Origin of the sequence: Pleurocapsa sp. PCC 7327 (assembly GCF_000317025.1) — a bacterium.
In the GTDB taxonomy this organism is placed as follows: domain Bacteria; phylum Cyanobacteriota; class Cyanobacteriia; order Cyanobacteriales; family Microcystaceae; genus Hydrococcus.
On record NC_019689.1, the window covers coordinates 2464319 to 2479234 of the forward strand.

Genomic DNA, 14916 nt, shown 5'->3' on the forward strand with positions numbered 1-14916 from the left:
TTCAACATGACAGTTGATACTTTTGAGACAACCACTCAGGCGAGTTGATGGTTGGTAAGAGATTTCCCCGCTTGATGCCAAAACTGAAGGATTTGCCTACCGACTAACTGAGGATGGTAGTAATGGAAAAAGTGATGTCCTCCTGGACATTCCCAGATGAGATCGCCTTCTTTCATCCAAGCTTTCCATCCTTGCAAAGCCATGGGATCGACGATGAGATCGTCTTTACTTCCGCATACCATCAAGGGAACCGATACGCCGCCAGAAGGGATGCTGGCTTTTCGGTAAAGAGAATGGGGTGAGGGAGAAGAATTTAAATCTTGTTCTAGAAGTCGGATTAAAGTATGAGTGCTATTTTTTTCTTGAAAGCCAAACAAATTCTGAACCATTTTGGCAAGAATCATTCGACGACTGCATGGCAAAAGCTGATACATGGCATAGTAATGAGCTTGCCAGTCAATGGCTGGATGCACTCCTACGGCAAGTAGAGTTAGAGATTTGACCCTTTCTGGATGTTGGCGTGCATATAGCAATCCTAACAATCCTCCCGTGCTGTGACCGATGAGATGTATTGGCTGTCGGCAGGATTTAAGATAATCGTGAAGCAGCACTAGAGCGATATCTAAAGAACTGGGTTCGTCCGGATTTTGGAGATATTCCCATTGTGCGATAGAAACTTGATGCGATAGGTAACGAATCAAAAAGCGATCGAAGCGTTGAAAACTAGGACTCACATTTATCCAAAGAACATCGGTTTGTACGGACATATAACTTCTCCTCAAGAAAGCTGAGATAGATTTTTGGTAATAGTCTCCTGTGAAAAAAAACACGGCGACTGCAAGGAATTTGATTAGCGAGCCAACTAAGAGTCATACATAAGTTCCAAGAAATAATTTCAATCCCACTACCTTCTACTTCTTAGTTTAATATCAGTTTCGCGATCGGTTAATAATTATGAGTTATTAGCCGATCGCTATTTAGATTCCAACTCAGTTTTTAATTAAGAAACTCATTTTTTAATGCGATCTTTATCCAAATAACCAGGACATTGTTGAATAATTAGTTATTGCTCCTAGAGGTAAAAGTTTGCGATCGCAATGAGTTACAAGAATTTTTTCTTAGCAATGGCTAATTTTCTAGGACTGTTTCATTCATTGCACAATCCGCCTGGAAATTGATTTCCAGGCTAACATCTAAAGTCCGTTTAAACGGACTTAAAGCAATTAACCCAGTTGGTTTAAACCAGCTTCTGTTATTGGTTCCAAGGAATTCATTTCTTAGCAGATTCATCGAGCATTTTTATAGCTCTGTTATTCTAGGGCGGTAAAAAAATGCTATAGAATCTCCCTTCCTTTTACCTTGTCCCGAAGAGGCTTTAACAATCTAGATTTACACTGCTAAAAATCTTTGAATTACTTCTTGACTGAGTTCGCTAGTAGAACCAGAAGCGACGATTCCTCCCTTTTGCATGGCATAATATTTATCGGCTTGGCGCACGAAATGTAAATGCTGTTCTACTAATAAAACCGATATACCAGTTGCTTCAATAATACGACGGACAGCCGCTTCGATTTCAAGAATAATAGAGGGTTGGATCCCTTCAGTTGGTTCGTCCAAAAGTAATAACTGCGGTTTACCCATGAGGGCGCGTGCTATTGATAGCTGTTGCTGTTGTCCGCCACTAAGATCGCCTCCCATACGAGATAACATCGTTTTTAGCACGGGAAATAGTTGAAAGATTTCTTCAGGAATTTCTTCCTTTCCTTTTCTTCCTCCCGGACATGCTTCCAAACCTAATAACAAATTTTCTTTTACAGTAATTCGAGGAATAATTTCTCGTCCTTGGGGAACGTAACCAATTCCCATCTTGGCACGTCGATCTGTCGATATTCCTGTAATTAATTGCCCTCCATAGTTAATATTTCCCGTGCGAGGTTTTAACAATCCCATAATCGTTTTTAGCAACGTAGTTTTTCCTACGCCATTGCGTCCGATCAGGCAAACCATTTGTCCTTTTGGTACGCTTAAATCTACATTGCGAAGGATGTGGCTCTCGCCGTAATAAACATTCAGATTTGAGATTTGTAACATTAAATCGGTCATTTGATGAAAGGATTTTGGATTTTGGATTGATAATCTGTTAATAATTATCTTCTTGTCTTCCTAAATAAACTTCAATGACGCGAGGGTCATTTTGCACTTCATCCATGCTTCCTTCACACAAAACGGAACCTTGATGTAAAACCGTTACCTGACGGGCAATTTGTCGCACAAATTCCATATCGTGTTCGATGACGATAATCGAACGATCTTTTGATAAGGCTAGTAGTAAATTCCCTACATTTTCGGTTTCTTCATCGGTTAAACCAGCGACGGGTTCGTCAACTAATAATAAATTGGGCGACTGAGCAACTAGCATGCCGATTTCTAGTCGTTGCTTTTCGCCATGAGAAAGTAAAGCAGCTTTTAAATCTGCTTTCGCTTCTAATCCGATGGTTTCTAATAACCCCGCTACATTTCGATTTTCAGTTGAGGAAGAATGACTAAATAGGGTAGAAAAAACATTCTTATTGCGATTGCAAGCTAAATCTAAATTTTCCCGAACGGTTAAATTTAAAAAAACTCTTGGCGTTTGAAATTTTCGACCGATTCCCAAGCGAGCAATTTTGTGTTCTGGCATTCGTTGTAAATTGTGTCCTTTAAAGATAACTCTTCCTTCAGTTGGCTGAACTTTGCCTGTAATTACATCGAGAAAGGTGGTTTTACCCGCACCATTAGGGCCGATAATCACTCGCAGTTCTCCAGCATTCATGCTGAAGTTTAAGTGATTGAGTGCTTTAAATCCATCAAAACTAACCGTTAAATTTTCTATTTCTAATATTTTTTCATTCATTTTTGATTAGCGTTTAAATGTTAACTGTCCTGAATACTAAAGCCCAAAAAACACAGATAAGTATCAAACTAAGTGCATACAGAGTTCGGGTAGTACGTTGAGCCATAACCCAAATTTCCCGATAGGAAAGTCGATGATTCTGGATGAGAAAGAAAGCTGGAGGACTAAATCCGAAAGGCAACAAGCGACTAAGTGCGAGTCGGAGGAAAAAGTTGATCCCCCACAACCACTTGCCAAGGGCATCTTGATTGTATTGCCAGGGAAAAGCCGTTTGGGCAAGACGGATCAAAGCTTTAACATCGTGAAATCGCAAGGATTCGTATAGAGGCAGGGCATGCGAAAGGTCGTCATTACTCTGAGAAAGTGCCTCATTGAGAACGCACACATCCTCTAATACCGAGTTTACCCCTTGTCCGATGTCTGGAGGAAAGCAATGGATGGCATCTCCTAAGAGAACTATGCCGGCAGTAGACCGATCTTTGTCTGCTCGCGCTTGTCTGGGCAAGAAATACAACCCAGAACAGTATTGGGGTTCGGGGAAGTAACCGCCTTCACTTTTGGCAAAGCGATCGCATTCTTCGGGGGATAGGATTTGACGCACGGGCAATTGTGGGAAGGCTTTCTCTAAAAAGTCGCACACTTCTTTGCCGCTTTTCAATTTCCAGATCTCGTGGTTGGGTCGCGTAATAATATTGGCAGTACGGGGTTCATTTGGGTTTTTGAGGGGCAATAAACCGAGGGATAGCGATCGCAAGCGATCGCGAAAAGACCCGCGAATGGCATATGCCATGTCGGATACGGCGCGTTCCTCGCCGTTAGCATCGAGAGGAAACCTCGGCGGCAAGCTTAAGACTTTATACCTCAAACCCGAACTATGCGAGGGGAAACGTTTCATCTCAAATCTGTCCGATTTGTCCCACTCTTGCAAAGCGTTTCGGACAATCGAGTTAACCCCATCGCAACCAACCAAAAGATAAGGCTCAAATTCAATAACTCTACCGTTCTCGGCATTGGCAACAATTTTCAGTTGGTCTGCTGCTGTTTTGTCGATGCGATCGCACCTGGTATCGAACAGCACGGTGATTTGGTTTTGCCAATTGCGTTGGATTTCCTGGTATAGCAACAGGACAAATGCTCTGCGTGGCAGCCAATAGGCGGTTTTCCGGTTAGGATCGACGATGGGTAATTTGGAAGTTTTTCGGCTACCATCCGCTTTAATCTGCGTTAAGTAAAATTCTGTATTGGGAACGCTAATTTCTGCAAGCTGTTGGGTAAGTCCGAGGAAGTCGGTCAATTTTTGACCTCGACCGTCAATCTGATAGTTGAATGATTTATCTGGTTCGTAGTAATCGGCGGCAGGACGTTTTTCAAGTACTGTAATCTCCGTCCAGCCTCGTTTGGCTAGCATTAATGCAGTCGCAAGTCCTGCTGAACCTCCGCCAACAATTAATACGTTTTTTCGAGAGGAAGTTGAGAATTCGTTAGCAAGCATGATAGCAAATCAGAAATTTTTGCCAGCAATTTCTAGATTAACCAATCTCCTCTCTTTCCTTTTGCACCTCTGGCGCTTCTTCTATACTCGGATAGGTTACCAGACGCGGACGGAAACCCAATTGCGATCGCAATTGATTCAATCCCCCTAAAATTCCATCGGGAAGCACCGTTACGACGATTAAGAATAATGCCCCTTGGAAAAATAGCCAAACTTCGGGAAATCGTTCGCTCAAAAGCGTCTGCGCCCATCTCACTAAAAGAGTCCCAATAATCGGCCCAACCAGCGTTGCCCGTCCGCCGACGGCAACCCAAATGACCATTTCAATCGAAAAAGCCACATCCATTGCCTTGGGGGTAATAATGCCAGTTTGTACGGTATAAAGTGCCCCAGAAATGCCTGCGATCGCACCAGAAATGGCGAAAACTAATACTTTAAATCCAGTCGGATCGTAGCCCGAAAAACGAGTCCGTACTTCATCATCGCGAATGGCAACTAATAATCGTCCAAAACGCCCGCTAGTCAGCCAACGACAAAGTAAATAAGTCAGAACTACCAATAAAATGGTAAATTCATAAAATGCTATTTGTGCGCCCGCAGAACTGGCAAGAACGCCAAAAATCGCTTGCGTATCCGTCTTGAGTCCGTTAGTTCCATTAATTAATTTCTGTTGCCCGTTAAAGAAATTGAAAAAAACTAACAGTGCTGCCTGGGTGAGGATGGAGAAATAAACGCCTCTAATGCGATTGCGAAAGATTAAATACCCTAGCAAACCAGCGACGATTCCTGGAATTAAAATAATCGCAACCATCGTAAACGGAAACGAATAAAAAGGCTGCCAAAACCAAGGCAGTTTGCTGACTCCATAAAGGCTAAAAAATTCGGGTAACTGTCCTTGCGGCAGTTGCAAGTTGAGATACATGGCAAAAGCATAGCCGCCGAGAGCAAAAAAGATGCCATGCCCCAAGCTAAGTAATCCGGTATAACCCCAAATTAAATCGATTCCTAACGCTACGATCGCAAGCGATAGAATCCTTCCCAGAATTTTTAGGCGAAAAGCTGGCAGCAATAATGGCATTGCGATCGCTAAAATCAGGACAACTGCTAAAAGTATTTGCACTTCAAGTAGTAGTCTTTTTCGCTTTCTAATACTCTCAAGTTTCATCAATTTTTCCAGAGTAATTTTTTCTAGAATTCATACTTCAGAATTTAGAGGATATCCCCAAAATTCCTGGTGTCATTCTGAGTGGAGTCAAACGTAAGGAAGAATCTAGGTTTTTCGCCGAGATTTTAGACCTGTTGCATCAGGTTTTTTTATCTCACGCAAAGGCGCAAAGGATTCCGCTAAGATTTCGTTCAACATGACACTTGAGACAACCCTTAGATTTCAGCCGTGCGTCCTTTTTGCGGGAAGAGTCCGGCGGGTTTAACTTGCAAAAAGGCAATAATCAAGACAAAAATCATCACCTTTGCCATGCTGCTATCGGCGAAGAAGAGAAAGAAATCCGTCACTGGTTTGAGCGATGCTACGGGTGATAGTATCAATGCCAGAGTTCCGCTACCGATGAGGTAATTGAGAATACCAATTCCCATCGCGGCAACAATGCTGCCAACTAAATTGCCGACTCCCCCGACGACGACTACCATAAAAGTATCGACAATGTAAGCTTGTCCGGTATTAGGCCCGACAGAACCCAAGTAACTAATCCCACAGCCAGCAATACCTGCCAGTCCAGAACCCAAGGCAAATGTCAGGGCATCTACCTTGTTAGTCGCAATCCCCAAACAAGCGCTCATGGAGCGATTCTGCATTACGGCACGAATGCGCAATCCCCAGCTAGAACGGTTTAAAAACCAATATGTCCCGACGAGACAGAGGATCGTTAAGACAATGATAAACAGTCGCGTGTAGGGGACTTGGAACCCTAAAAGGGTAAACCCACCTCTCAACCAAGTCGGTGCGGTTACGTTAACATTTCTGGCACTAAACAGAGGTCTGATTAAGACCGATTGCTTGCTTTGTGCTATTAACATTCCCGTTACCGTTGCGATCGCGCCGGATAAAACCAGTAAAATTGCGATCGCCCAACCTCGAATCCTTTCCCAATCCAGACGGCGGTGTACAATCCACCAACCGCCAAAAAACAGCAGGCAGAAGGTAACGATACTAATGACCAAAAGCCAATTCACGCTACGGACGAATTGTTGCAAGATCAGACTCACGCCCCACGTCGCCAGTAGCGTCTCTAAAGGTCGTCCGTAGAGAAAGCGAATCACTCCCCTTTCTAACGCTAACCCTGCCAACCCCGCCACCAAAAAAGCCATGGGCAGGGCAAAGAAAATATATAAACTAAACCAGGGTTCGCCTAGCGATTTGAAGACATTTTGTACGACAAAGGTCGTATAAGCTCCCAGCATCATTAATTCTCCGTGGGCGAGGTTAATTACGCCCATCAGTCCGAAGACGATGGCTAACCCCAGCGCTGCAATTAGCAGCACCGAACCAATGCTAATGCCGTTAAATAAAGCTTCTAGTAATGCAGACACTTTTATTTGGCCATCCGTTTTCTAGTTATTAGTTACCGACGTTCTCGCGCCATCTGAGAGGAAAAAACGTCGGCTCGTCAGTCACCAGCCGTTTGGTTATAGGAATATAGCGATCGCAGATCGGTTTCTGTTCGCTACAAACTTTCTCGCGATCGCTGGTTGCCGATGGCTGAATCAAGTTTTTTCGACTTTGTACTTACCGCCCTTGTTAGGATCTGTCCAATCGCAAGCGTACCCCTTGGTATCGGGAACGTATTGATTCCACGGCACCGGATCGACGGGACCGTCACTCGACCAAACGATGTCAAACAAACCGTCATCTCTAACTTGACCGATGCGTACCGTCTTGGAAATATGATGGTTGACGTTCATCTTCACTTTCCCCTCAGGCGCGGCAAATTCCTGTCCGATAGCAGCAGCGCGAACTTTTTCCAAGTCTGTCGATCCCGCTTTTTCGACTGCCTGCTTCCAGAGATAAACCATGATATAAGCGGCTTCCATTGGGTCATTGGTGACTCTATCGTCGCCGTACTCTTTCTTAAATGCCTCAACCCATTTTTGATTTTCAGGCGTGTCTACGGTTTGGAAATAATTCCAAGCAGCATAGTGACCGACAAGATACTCTGCCCCGATTTGTCGGACTTCTTCTTCGGCGATACTGACGGACATGGTGGGATATTTTTCTGGAGTCAATCCCGCTGCCTGAATTTGCTTGAAGAATGCAACGTTGCTGTCGCCGTTGAGGGTGTTGAAAATCACGCCGCCATCGGGTAAAGCCTGTTTGATTTTGGTGATGATGGCTGTAACTTCGGTATTGCCTAGAGGAAGATAATCTTCGCCTACCGTTTTGCCGCCTTGGGCTTTGAGTTGTTCTTTAATAATCGTATTAGCAGTACGCGGGAAAACATAGTCAGAACCGACTAGGAAGAAGTTCTTTCCCTTGTTCTTCAATAGCCAATCAACGGCAGGTTCGATCTGTTGGTTGGGCGCTGCACCCGTGTAGAAAATATTTTGAGAACATTCCTGTCCCTCGTACTGGACGGGATACCACAACATGTGTTTCTTTGACTCGAATACGGGCAATACGGCTTTGCGACTTGCCGAAGTCCAGCAACCAAAGACGGTGACGACTTTATCTTCATCGATTAGTTTGGTGGCTTTTTCTGCAAAGGTGGGCCAGTCAGAGGCACCATCTTCTTCGATTGCTTCGATTTGCTTGCCGAGAACGCCCCCAGCTTCGTTAATTTCTTTAATCGCGAGTTTTTCGGCTTCTACGACGGTAGTTTCGCTAATCGCCATCGTACCGCTTAGAGAATGAAGGATGCCCACTTTAATCGTGTCGCCAGTACTACCAGTACTGGCAGCAGGACTTGCAGCCGTGGTTGGCGTTGTTGGTGGGGCTGTTGTGGTGGTGTCTCCGCCACCGCCCCCGCAAGCCTTAAGCAATAAGCTAGTTCCTAAAGTAGCAGAACCATAGACTATAAATTTTCGTCGTCCCAATCGCTTTTTCATCGTTTATAAATTGATTATCCTTTGTGAAATTCTGTTTAAGCTAAAAGTTGCGGCGCCCAGAAAACGCAAATTTAGACCGATTGAGAATAGTAAAGCTAGGCGATCCAGTGCATTGTATTTTTAGATACAATTTTTCTTAAGTTTAAGATTTAGTTAATATCTGCGCTCCCATATGAAGTTTGATGAAGTCTTTGACCGTCTCCAATCCTTCTTTGGTTTTTAAATTCGTGAAGACAAAAGGCTTATCGCCTCGCATTTTTTTGGCATCTCTTTCCATCACGTTTAAATCGGCACCGACGAAAGGAGCGAGATCGATTTTATTGATAACTAAAAGATCCGACCTGGTAATACCGGGTCCGCCTTTGCGCGGAATTTTATCGCCTGCTGCGACATCGATGACATAGATAGTCAGATCGACTAATTCGGGACTAAAAGTAGCCGCTAGATTGTCACCGCCACTCTCTAGAAAAACTAAGTCTAGATTCGCAAAGCTATCTTCAAGCTGTTCGATCGCGGCTAGGTTCATAGAAGCGTCTTCTCGAATGGCGGTATGAGGACAGCCTCCCGTCTCTACGCCAATAATCCGAGTCGCATCTAGCGCTTGGGAACGAACTAAAAATTGGGCATCTTCTTTCGTGTAAATATCATTGGTTACGACAGCGATTTGATAAGTATCCCGCAGCGACTTGCACAGGGAATCTAACAGGGCAGTTTTTCCCGAACCTACTGGTCCTGCAATTCCTACTCGAAAAGCTGTCATCGGCGATCGCCTCCTAAATCAAAAGATAATTTAATATTATTTCGTCCTCAAAACTATGCAATTTAAATTTTAAAATAAATCAATAGAGTTAACAGACAACCTATCGAGCTTTGTTTTTAAAATTTTGATTTTTTGAGGATTTAAAATTTCTTTGATTGTCCGATCTGTATATTTTCCAAATCGGACTTTTGATAGTCTAAAAGACCATTGTATTTTAATTTAGTATATGCTTCGATACCTGAAAAGTATTTTAAGTTTTATGGTGTTTAGGACTAGGAAAAGAAATTGCCTAAAATTTTAGATAAATAGCAACTAGACTGTAGCGATCTCGCGTAATTGCCTCGTTGCATTCACACGGATAAGCATATTGATGTGCTTGGTATTATGAGATGAACGATTGGCTGTACAATAGACGAGACAATTTCACCGGATAAAGGGGCGATCGCGTGAGTCAAAAAATCGTTGGGATGCTAAGCAGCTACCGAGGACTGAGCGATCGCGCAGATTGGTTATGGAAGCAAACCCCCTATCCTTTTGGACTCTGGCGAAATATGCAAATGCTGGCGAAAGCAGATAAGCCTGATTTTTTGCTTCTGTATCAATTTGACTTTTTTACCTCGCCTAAACCTCAGTCTCTTCCTTGGTGGAAACGCTGGCGAACTCAGAAAAAACCTCCTACCCAACCGGACTTTTCTTCGTTGATGAGAGGCGTTTCTAAAGAACGAATTATTTACCTATTAAGAGAACCTCCCTTAGAAGAAGTCATCGCCAAAAACAAGGCGAATTATCAAGCAGCAAGCCAGTATTGCGGCTATGTGTCCGGGCCCGACAATTTTGCGCCCAATCCCGACTACATGCCAGCCATCTGGTACGTAGACAATTCTTTCCGCGAGTTGAACGAGATGGGAGCGCCAGAGAAAACGCGATCGTGTAGTTGGATTACCTCTGGCATCGATCGCACGGCAAATCATCGCAAGCGTTTGGACTTCCTCAAGCTTCTGAGGGAAAATGAGATCGACTTCGATTTGTACGGACGGGGTTTGCCAGATTGGGCAAATGGTTGCGGCAGCGTTGATAACAAATGGAGTGCCATGGCTCCCTATTATTACAATCTCGCGATCGAAAACTATGCAGACAATGAATGGTATGCCAGCGAAAAGCTTTGGGATGCTCTGCTATCTTGGTGCCTGCCGCTCTATTATGGGGGGACGGCTGCGGATAAATTACTGCCGCCGGGAAGTTTTTTAAGATTGCCGAGTTTGGACGAACGAGGAATGGCTTACATCAAAGAAGTGACGGCGAATTTAGATGCATGGCACGAGGCAAAAGACGCGATCGCCCAAGCAAGACAGATTATTCTTCACAAGCTCAATTTGCTAGCATGGCTATCCGATTTTGTCGGAAAATTCTCTTGAGATCGGGTAAATCTTAGCAACGGAGACTTCCGTAGGAGGAAGATATTGTCTTGAACCCTTATTTTTCCAACTGCGAGAAATCGATTCATGGCACTTAGGAAACGCATTTTAAAAAGGTTTGCACTCATCGTCAGCACAATGGTTGCGATCGCTGTGTTTATATCGCCAGCGCGATCGCAGCTTTCCCTACCCAATTTCGGACAAACGCCAAATTGGTTCATCCAAAACGCCGATAATTTGGTGGTTTCCTATTGTATTCGCCTCGACGGACGTTGTTTGTTTAAAATTGCCTCACCCAAATCCGATCTCTCCCAACGAGTCGATCAGATCGAACAGCGATTGGAAGATATCAGCGATGATTATTTCAATCGCAATGCCGAATCCTTGAAAGTTGAGAGCAGAATCGAGAATAACGCACCGAATATTTATATTTCCGTCGGCGATCGCGAAGTTCGACTTTTGAGCGTTACCAATTTGGATACCGGACGCGAAGGGATCGATCTCGAAACGAAAGCCAGCGAGATTGTCGAACAATTAGAAACCGGATTAAAACGAGCCAAACAAGAACGACAATCGGAATTTCTTATCCGTCAAGGAATCATTGCTGGCGGTTTATTGGGAGTCATGCTTTTATTGACTTGGATAATTGGTCGCCGGGAAAAGCGACTCAAGCAGTCAAAAAAGCTTATTTCTCCTGAAATTCATCTCTCCAATCATCAGCCGATTTCAACTCAGTTGATGCAACGGCAACAATGGAATCTCAAAGAAGTTCAACATCGACTCCTACAGCTAATTCAAATAGGTATTTGGATCGGAGGCTTACTGCTAGTTTTAGGACTCTTTCCCTACACCCGCATCTTACAAATTGAGATTCTCAATTTTCTGGAAATTCCTTGGCGAATAGTTATCATTGCCGCGTTAGTTTATATTTTTATTCGCCTCAGTTACGCTTTCATCGCCAAACTGAATTCCTTTCTGGCTAGCGACTATTTGCTTCCGCTAGAAGCCGATCGCCGGGTGCAATTGCGCATCAAAACTATCTCTGTCGTAGCCAGAAGCATCGTCACGATTCTTTGGATTGGGGTTGGTATTTTAGTCGCTCTTGCAGCGATCGGCGTTGATATTACCCCCGTACTCGCTGGCGTGGGACTTCTCGGCGTTGCCGTCTCCCTGGCTTCGCAAAACTTAATCAAAGATGCCATCAATGGATTTTTGATTATCCTCGAAGATCAATATGCCGTAGGCGATGTGATTAGCGTTGGGGACGCAAGCGGTTTGGTTGAAAATATCAATCTACGAATTACCCAGCTTCGAGATGCAGAAGGGCGATTGATTACCATCCCCAATAGTAAGATTGAGATAGTTGCCAATCTATCGAGCTATTGGTCGAGAGCAGATATTACGATCCCTGTCGCCTATCAAGCAGATTTAGATAGGGCGTTAGAACACATTAACCTCGTCGCCCAGGAAATGAGCCAAGATGACAGTTGGCGGCGACAGATCCTAGAAACTCCCCAAGTCCTAGGCGTAGATAGCTTTGACGATCGCGGGGCAATCGTGCGAGTCTGGATCAAAACCCAACCGCTCAAACAATGGGATGTCTCGCGCGAATTTCGCCGTCGCATTAAGATAAAGTTCGAGCAAGCCGAAATTCCTCTGCCTGTGCCGCAGCAGCAAGTCTGGTTTAGTAGGCAGTATACAAGTAAGAACAGAAGACGGAAGGTAGAAAACGGAGGAGTGGGAGACTTTTGAGACCAGGGATTGTGGGGAGTGTGGGGAGAACTGGGAGACAATTAATCACTAACTACTGTACGGGCAGTTTTTTTGCAGTAACTGTAGATAAATCTCTAGGGTTTTTAGATAAACTTGCCTCTACTAACCATTAAATACTAACCGATCCCCTAACCCCCTTATTAAGGGCGGATAAAGGGGGGATTCCAAAATCCTTTATCAAATGACCAATGACTATTCTGGAAGAAAAATTCTTTGCCAAGCTCAGAGAAGCAGGCATGCCAGAAGTTCCCCATCGCTTTTCTGTGGTTGCGCATCATCAAGAAATTCCCCAGTCAATTTTGACAGAAATAGGCACCTTTATTCGCATCTTCGATCGCGTGACACAAAGATCTACCTGGCAAGAAGCAGTAACGACCGATGCCCCAGAAATCGCCCGTTCTCCCCGTCCAGAAGTCTGTTTTTTTAGCGCCTGGGATTTTCATCTGCCGCCCGAACGTCCGTTTGCTTGGCAAGCGCTCGAATTCAATGACAACGGTTCTGGGCTTTTCTTGGCTGGATTAATTAACGCGACTTTTTATGAAATAGCCGACCTACAAAAACGCGCCGATATCCAACCTCCACTGCAATTTTCTGCCCTAAGCGAGTTAGTAGCCAGCTTCGTCGAAGAAGAAGCCAGAAGATTTTATGGAGAATTTCCTCGAGGGATATTTCTCATTCTCGACGATGCCGAATCGCTAGAGCGAGGTAAGTTTCAGTCAGAACTGAGACTGATGCGAGACCTCTGGCGGAATCGAGGATGGCAGGTAGAAATCGCTTCCCCGACAGAAACTCAATGGGATGGTCGGCGACTACTAGCTAAAGGAAAGGAAGTTTCCTTTATTGTCAACCGCTCGACTGATTTTTTCTGGCAAGCCGATGTATTCTCGTCCCTGCGTGCTGCCTACGCGGCAGGCAAAGTGTATGTAGCTCCTAATCCCTTTACCTACATTACTCGCAGCGATAAGCGATTATTAGAGTTTTTCTCTCTGCCTCACTGGGATAAAGAATTAGGTATTCAACCGGAGGAGCGAATTTGTCTGAGTACCCATGTCCCAGAAACTTACTTGCTCAGAGAAAGCAATGTTGACGAGATCGCATCTCGCAAGGAGGAATTTTTCTTTAAGCCTCTCTATAGCTTTGCTAGTCACGGTGTTTTGACCAGTTCGCAGGTGGGGCGATCGCGATTGCGCCGACTGATCGAGAAGGGAAAGCCTTATGTCGCCCAGAAAAAGGTTCCCAAGTCCTGGCTGCGACTGCCAAAAATGCAAGAAAATGCTCGTTTGTGGGCGGATTTGCGAGTGTGGGCTTATCGAGGCCAGATTTTTCTCTTATCTGGACGAGCTTCCCGCCATCCCGAATTGCTCGATCTGACTCCTCCAGGAGGCTGGATTCCTACTTATGCAAGATAATATCTCTTTACATGCAAAAATGCTACAAGTCTTCGGTTGAAAGCCCCTCTCCCGCTCTGGGAGAGGGGTTGGGGTGAGGGCGATTGTCATTTTTGAGGCAATAAATTTTTCCTTTTTCCTTTTAATTTGAGGGCGCGATCGCCATAAATTATTTGAATTACCATAACATATGGTTGAGAAAGTAACGGCAAAGTTTCAGTCCTTCTGGTTCCTGGTAGTCTGTTGGCAAGAGTGCGACCAATGCAGCTTGCAACGCCTCCAAAGCAGCATCTACTTCTTGGCGTTTCGGTCGCTTCGATTGGGGAAAACGTAATGGTTCTCCGAACCGAATGGTTAATTCTTTCCACAAATAAAGATCTTGTGTTCCAATCAGTACAACAGGTACGATTGGAACTCCAGCCTGTAACGCATAAATTGATGTCCCTCGTTTTAGTGGCAGGTATAATTTCCCTTCGGCAGTTCCCAAGCGTCCTTCAGGAAAGAGGATAATCCCTTCCCCACGCATCAAAATTGTTCGAGCGATGCGATTGAGTTGTCGTAGGGTTGGCATGTCACTTCCTGTTGGGACATCTCGTTCGATGCTTTTAGCTAACTCGACGAGATCGGCGCGATCGCGTTTTGCCCCTTCGATGACCGCCTTCTCCTCTTTCCACCAACGATCTAGAGGAACGATCCCACCGGCAAAAGAGAGAATTTGGCGCTTCCACCACTTATTGTAGAGCGCGCGACCATCACCGAAAACGTAGTAGTAGGGTTGCGCGGGGAGTTCGGCAAGCAGGAGCAGGGGATCGATAGAATTGAGGTGATTGGCTGCCAGAATTGCCGATTCGTTAGGTAGTCGTTCGAGGTGTTCGACCCGTATCCGAAAGAGCGCATGGAGCAGCGATCGCAGCACAAAGCGTCGCAGTCTACCGCTGGCTCTAGATTCAGGATATTCTTGGGAAAGCGGATCGAGCCGATCGAGCGTTTTCTCCATTGCATGGCGAACATCGCGATCGCGTGCGGCAGCGAGTCCCTCTTGCGCCCGTTTGATGGTTGCGGCAGTCAAGGGCGGCAAACTATCCGATTGTGTTTCATCCATTTTTCTCGTTTTTTCCCACCAACAGGCTCTTAGC

The 14916-nt window shown here is 44.9% G+C and carries 13 protein-coding genes; 3 read left to right on the forward strand and 10 right to left on the reverse strand.

Annotated elements, in window-relative coordinates; genetic code table 11:
* Positions 1 to 35 precede the first annotated feature (35 nt).
* The 9 genes from PLE7327_RS10985 to ureG all read right to left on the reverse strand — a co-directional run bounded on the left by PLE7327_RS10985 (position 36) and on the right by ureG (position 9204).
* Entirely contained in the window at positions 36 to 767 is a 732-nt protein-coding gene (locus tag PLE7327_RS10985; protein ID WP_015143901.1) for an alpha/beta fold hydrolase, read from the reverse strand.
* Positions 768 to 1389: 622 nt separating this feature from the next.
* Positions 1390 to 2091 carry an urea ABC transporter ATP-binding subunit UrtE gene (gene urtE, locus PLE7327_RS10990; RefSeq protein ID WP_041393154.1) on the reverse strand — a complete coding sequence of 234 codons (702 nt, stop codon included), beginning with the start codon at positions 2089 to 2091 and terminating at the stop codon, positions 1390 to 1392.
* A 49-nt stretch (positions 2092 to 2140) separates the two neighbouring features.
* Complete coding sequence (gene urtD / locus PLE7327_RS10995; RefSeq protein ID WP_015143903.1) at positions 2141 to 2893, reverse strand: urea ABC transporter ATP-binding protein UrtD; 753 nt, start codon at positions 2891 to 2893, stop codon at positions 2141 to 2143.
* Between the two features lie 13 nt (positions 2894 to 2906).
* Positions 2907 to 4385 (reverse strand): NAD(P)/FAD-dependent oxidoreductase, encoded by a 1479-nt coding sequence (locus tag PLE7327_RS11000; RefSeq protein WP_015143904.1) that lies wholly within the window; start codon positions 4383 to 4385, stop codon positions 2907 to 2909.
* Positions 4386 to 4422: 37 nt separating this feature from the next.
* Positions 4423 to 5550 carry an urea ABC transporter permease subunit UrtC gene (gene urtC, locus PLE7327_RS11005; RefSeq protein WP_015143905.1) on the reverse strand — a complete coding sequence of 376 codons (1128 nt, stop codon included), beginning with the start codon at positions 5548 to 5550 and terminating at the stop codon, positions 4423 to 4425.
* Positions 5551 to 5765: 215 nt separating this feature from the next.
* Positions 5766 to 6932, reverse strand: coding sequence for a branched-chain amino acid ABC transporter permease (locus PLE7327_RS11010; RefSeq protein WP_015143906.1), 1167 nt, complete (start codon positions 6930 to 6932; stop codon positions 5766 to 5768).
* Positions 6933 to 6960: 28 nt separating this feature from the next.
* Positions 6961 to 7110, reverse strand: a complete 150-nt coding sequence (locus PLE7327_RS24830) for a hypothetical protein (protein WP_186005380.1) — start codon at positions 7108 to 7110, stop codon at positions 6961 to 6963.
* Positions 7107 to 8444, reverse strand: coding sequence for an urea ABC transporter substrate-binding protein (gene urtA, locus PLE7327_RS11015; protein ID WP_015143907.1), 1338 nt, complete (start codon positions 8442 to 8444; stop codon positions 7107 to 7109). The genes PLE7327_RS24830 and urtA overlap by 4 nt, the downstream gene beginning before the upstream one ends.
* 142 nt (positions 8445 to 8586) lie before the next feature.
* Positions 8587 to 9204 carry an urease accessory protein UreG gene (ureG, locus tag PLE7327_RS11020; protein WP_015143908.1) on the reverse strand — a complete coding sequence of 206 codons (618 nt, stop codon included), beginning with the start codon at positions 9202 to 9204 and terminating at the stop codon, positions 8587 to 8589.
* Between the two features lie 446 nt (positions 9205 to 9650).
* On the opposite strand from ureG, the gene PLE7327_RS11025 reads away from it, so the two are divergent.
* The 3 genes from PLE7327_RS11025 (at position 9651) to PLE7327_RS11035 (ending at position 13801) form a co-directional block, all read left to right on the forward strand.
* Positions 9651 to 10619 carry a glycosyltransferase family 10 domain-containing protein gene (locus PLE7327_RS11025; protein ID WP_015143909.1) on the forward strand — a complete coding sequence of 323 codons (969 nt, stop codon included), beginning with the start codon at positions 9651 to 9653 and terminating at the stop codon, positions 10617 to 10619.
* Positions 10620 to 10706: 87 nt separating this feature from the next.
* Positions 10707 to 12371 carry a mechanosensitive ion channel family protein gene (locus tag PLE7327_RS11030; protein WP_015143910.1) on the forward strand — a complete coding sequence of 555 codons (1665 nt, stop codon included), beginning with the start codon at positions 10707 to 10709 and terminating at the stop codon, positions 12369 to 12371.
* 209 nt (positions 12372 to 12580) lie between these two features.
* Positions 12581 to 13801: a hypothetical protein gene (locus PLE7327_RS11035; protein WP_015143911.1), complete on the forward strand. Its 1221-nt coding sequence runs from the start codon at positions 12581 to 12583 to the stop codon at positions 13799 to 13801.
* Positions 13802 to 13958: 157 nt separating this feature from the next.
* Here PLE7327_RS11035 and PLE7327_RS11040 read toward each other — a convergent pair whose 3' ends face one another.
* Positions 13959 to 14882, reverse strand: coding sequence for a 1-acyl-sn-glycerol-3-phosphate acyltransferase (locus tag PLE7327_RS11040; RefSeq protein ID WP_015143912.1), 924 nt, complete (start codon positions 14880 to 14882; stop codon positions 13959 to 13961).
* Between the last annotated feature and the right edge of the window lie 34 nt (positions 14883 to 14916).

What these genes read in the sequence shown, in the direction of transcription:
- PLE7327_RS10985 (WP_015143901.1), bottom strand. Translation starts at nt 767, where the DNA reads ATGTCCGTACAAACCGATGTTCTTTGGATAAATGTGAGTCCTAGTTTT.
- urtE (WP_041393154.1), bottom strand. Translation starts at nt 2,091, where the DNA reads ATGTTACAAATCTCAAATCTGAATGTTTATTACGGCGAGAGCCACATC.
- urtD (WP_015143903.1), bottom strand. Translation starts at nt 2,893, where the DNA reads ATGAATGAAAAAATATTAGAAATAGAAAATTTAACGGTTAGTTTTGAT.
- PLE7327_RS11000 (WP_015143904.1), bottom strand. Translation starts at nt 4,385, where the DNA reads ATGCTTGCTAACGAATTCTCAACTTCCTCTCGAAAAAACGTATTAATT.
- urtC (WP_015143905.1), bottom strand. Translation starts at nt 5,550, where the DNA reads ATGAAACTTGAGAGTATTAGAAAGCGAAAAAGACTACTACTTGAAGTG.
- urtA (WP_015143907.1), bottom strand. Translation starts at nt 8,444, where the DNA reads ATGAAAAAGCGATTGGGACGACGAAAATTTATAGTCTATGGTTCTGCT.
- ureG (WP_015143908.1), bottom strand. Translation starts at nt 9,204, where the DNA reads ATGACAGCTTTTCGAGTAGGAATTGCAGGACCAGTAGGTTCGGGAAAA.
- PLE7327_RS11030 (WP_015143910.1), top strand. Translation starts at nt 10,707, where the DNA reads ATGGCACTTAGGAAACGCATTTTAAAAAGGTTTGCACTCATCGTCAGC.
- PLE7327_RS11035 (WP_015143911.1), top strand. Translation starts at nt 12,581, where the DNA reads ATGACTATTCTGGAAGAAAAATTCTTTGCCAAGCTCAGAGAAGCAGGC.
- PLE7327_RS11040 (WP_015143912.1), bottom strand. Translation starts at nt 14,882, where the DNA reads ATGGATGAAACACAATCGGATAGTTTGCCGCCCTTGACTGCCGCAACC.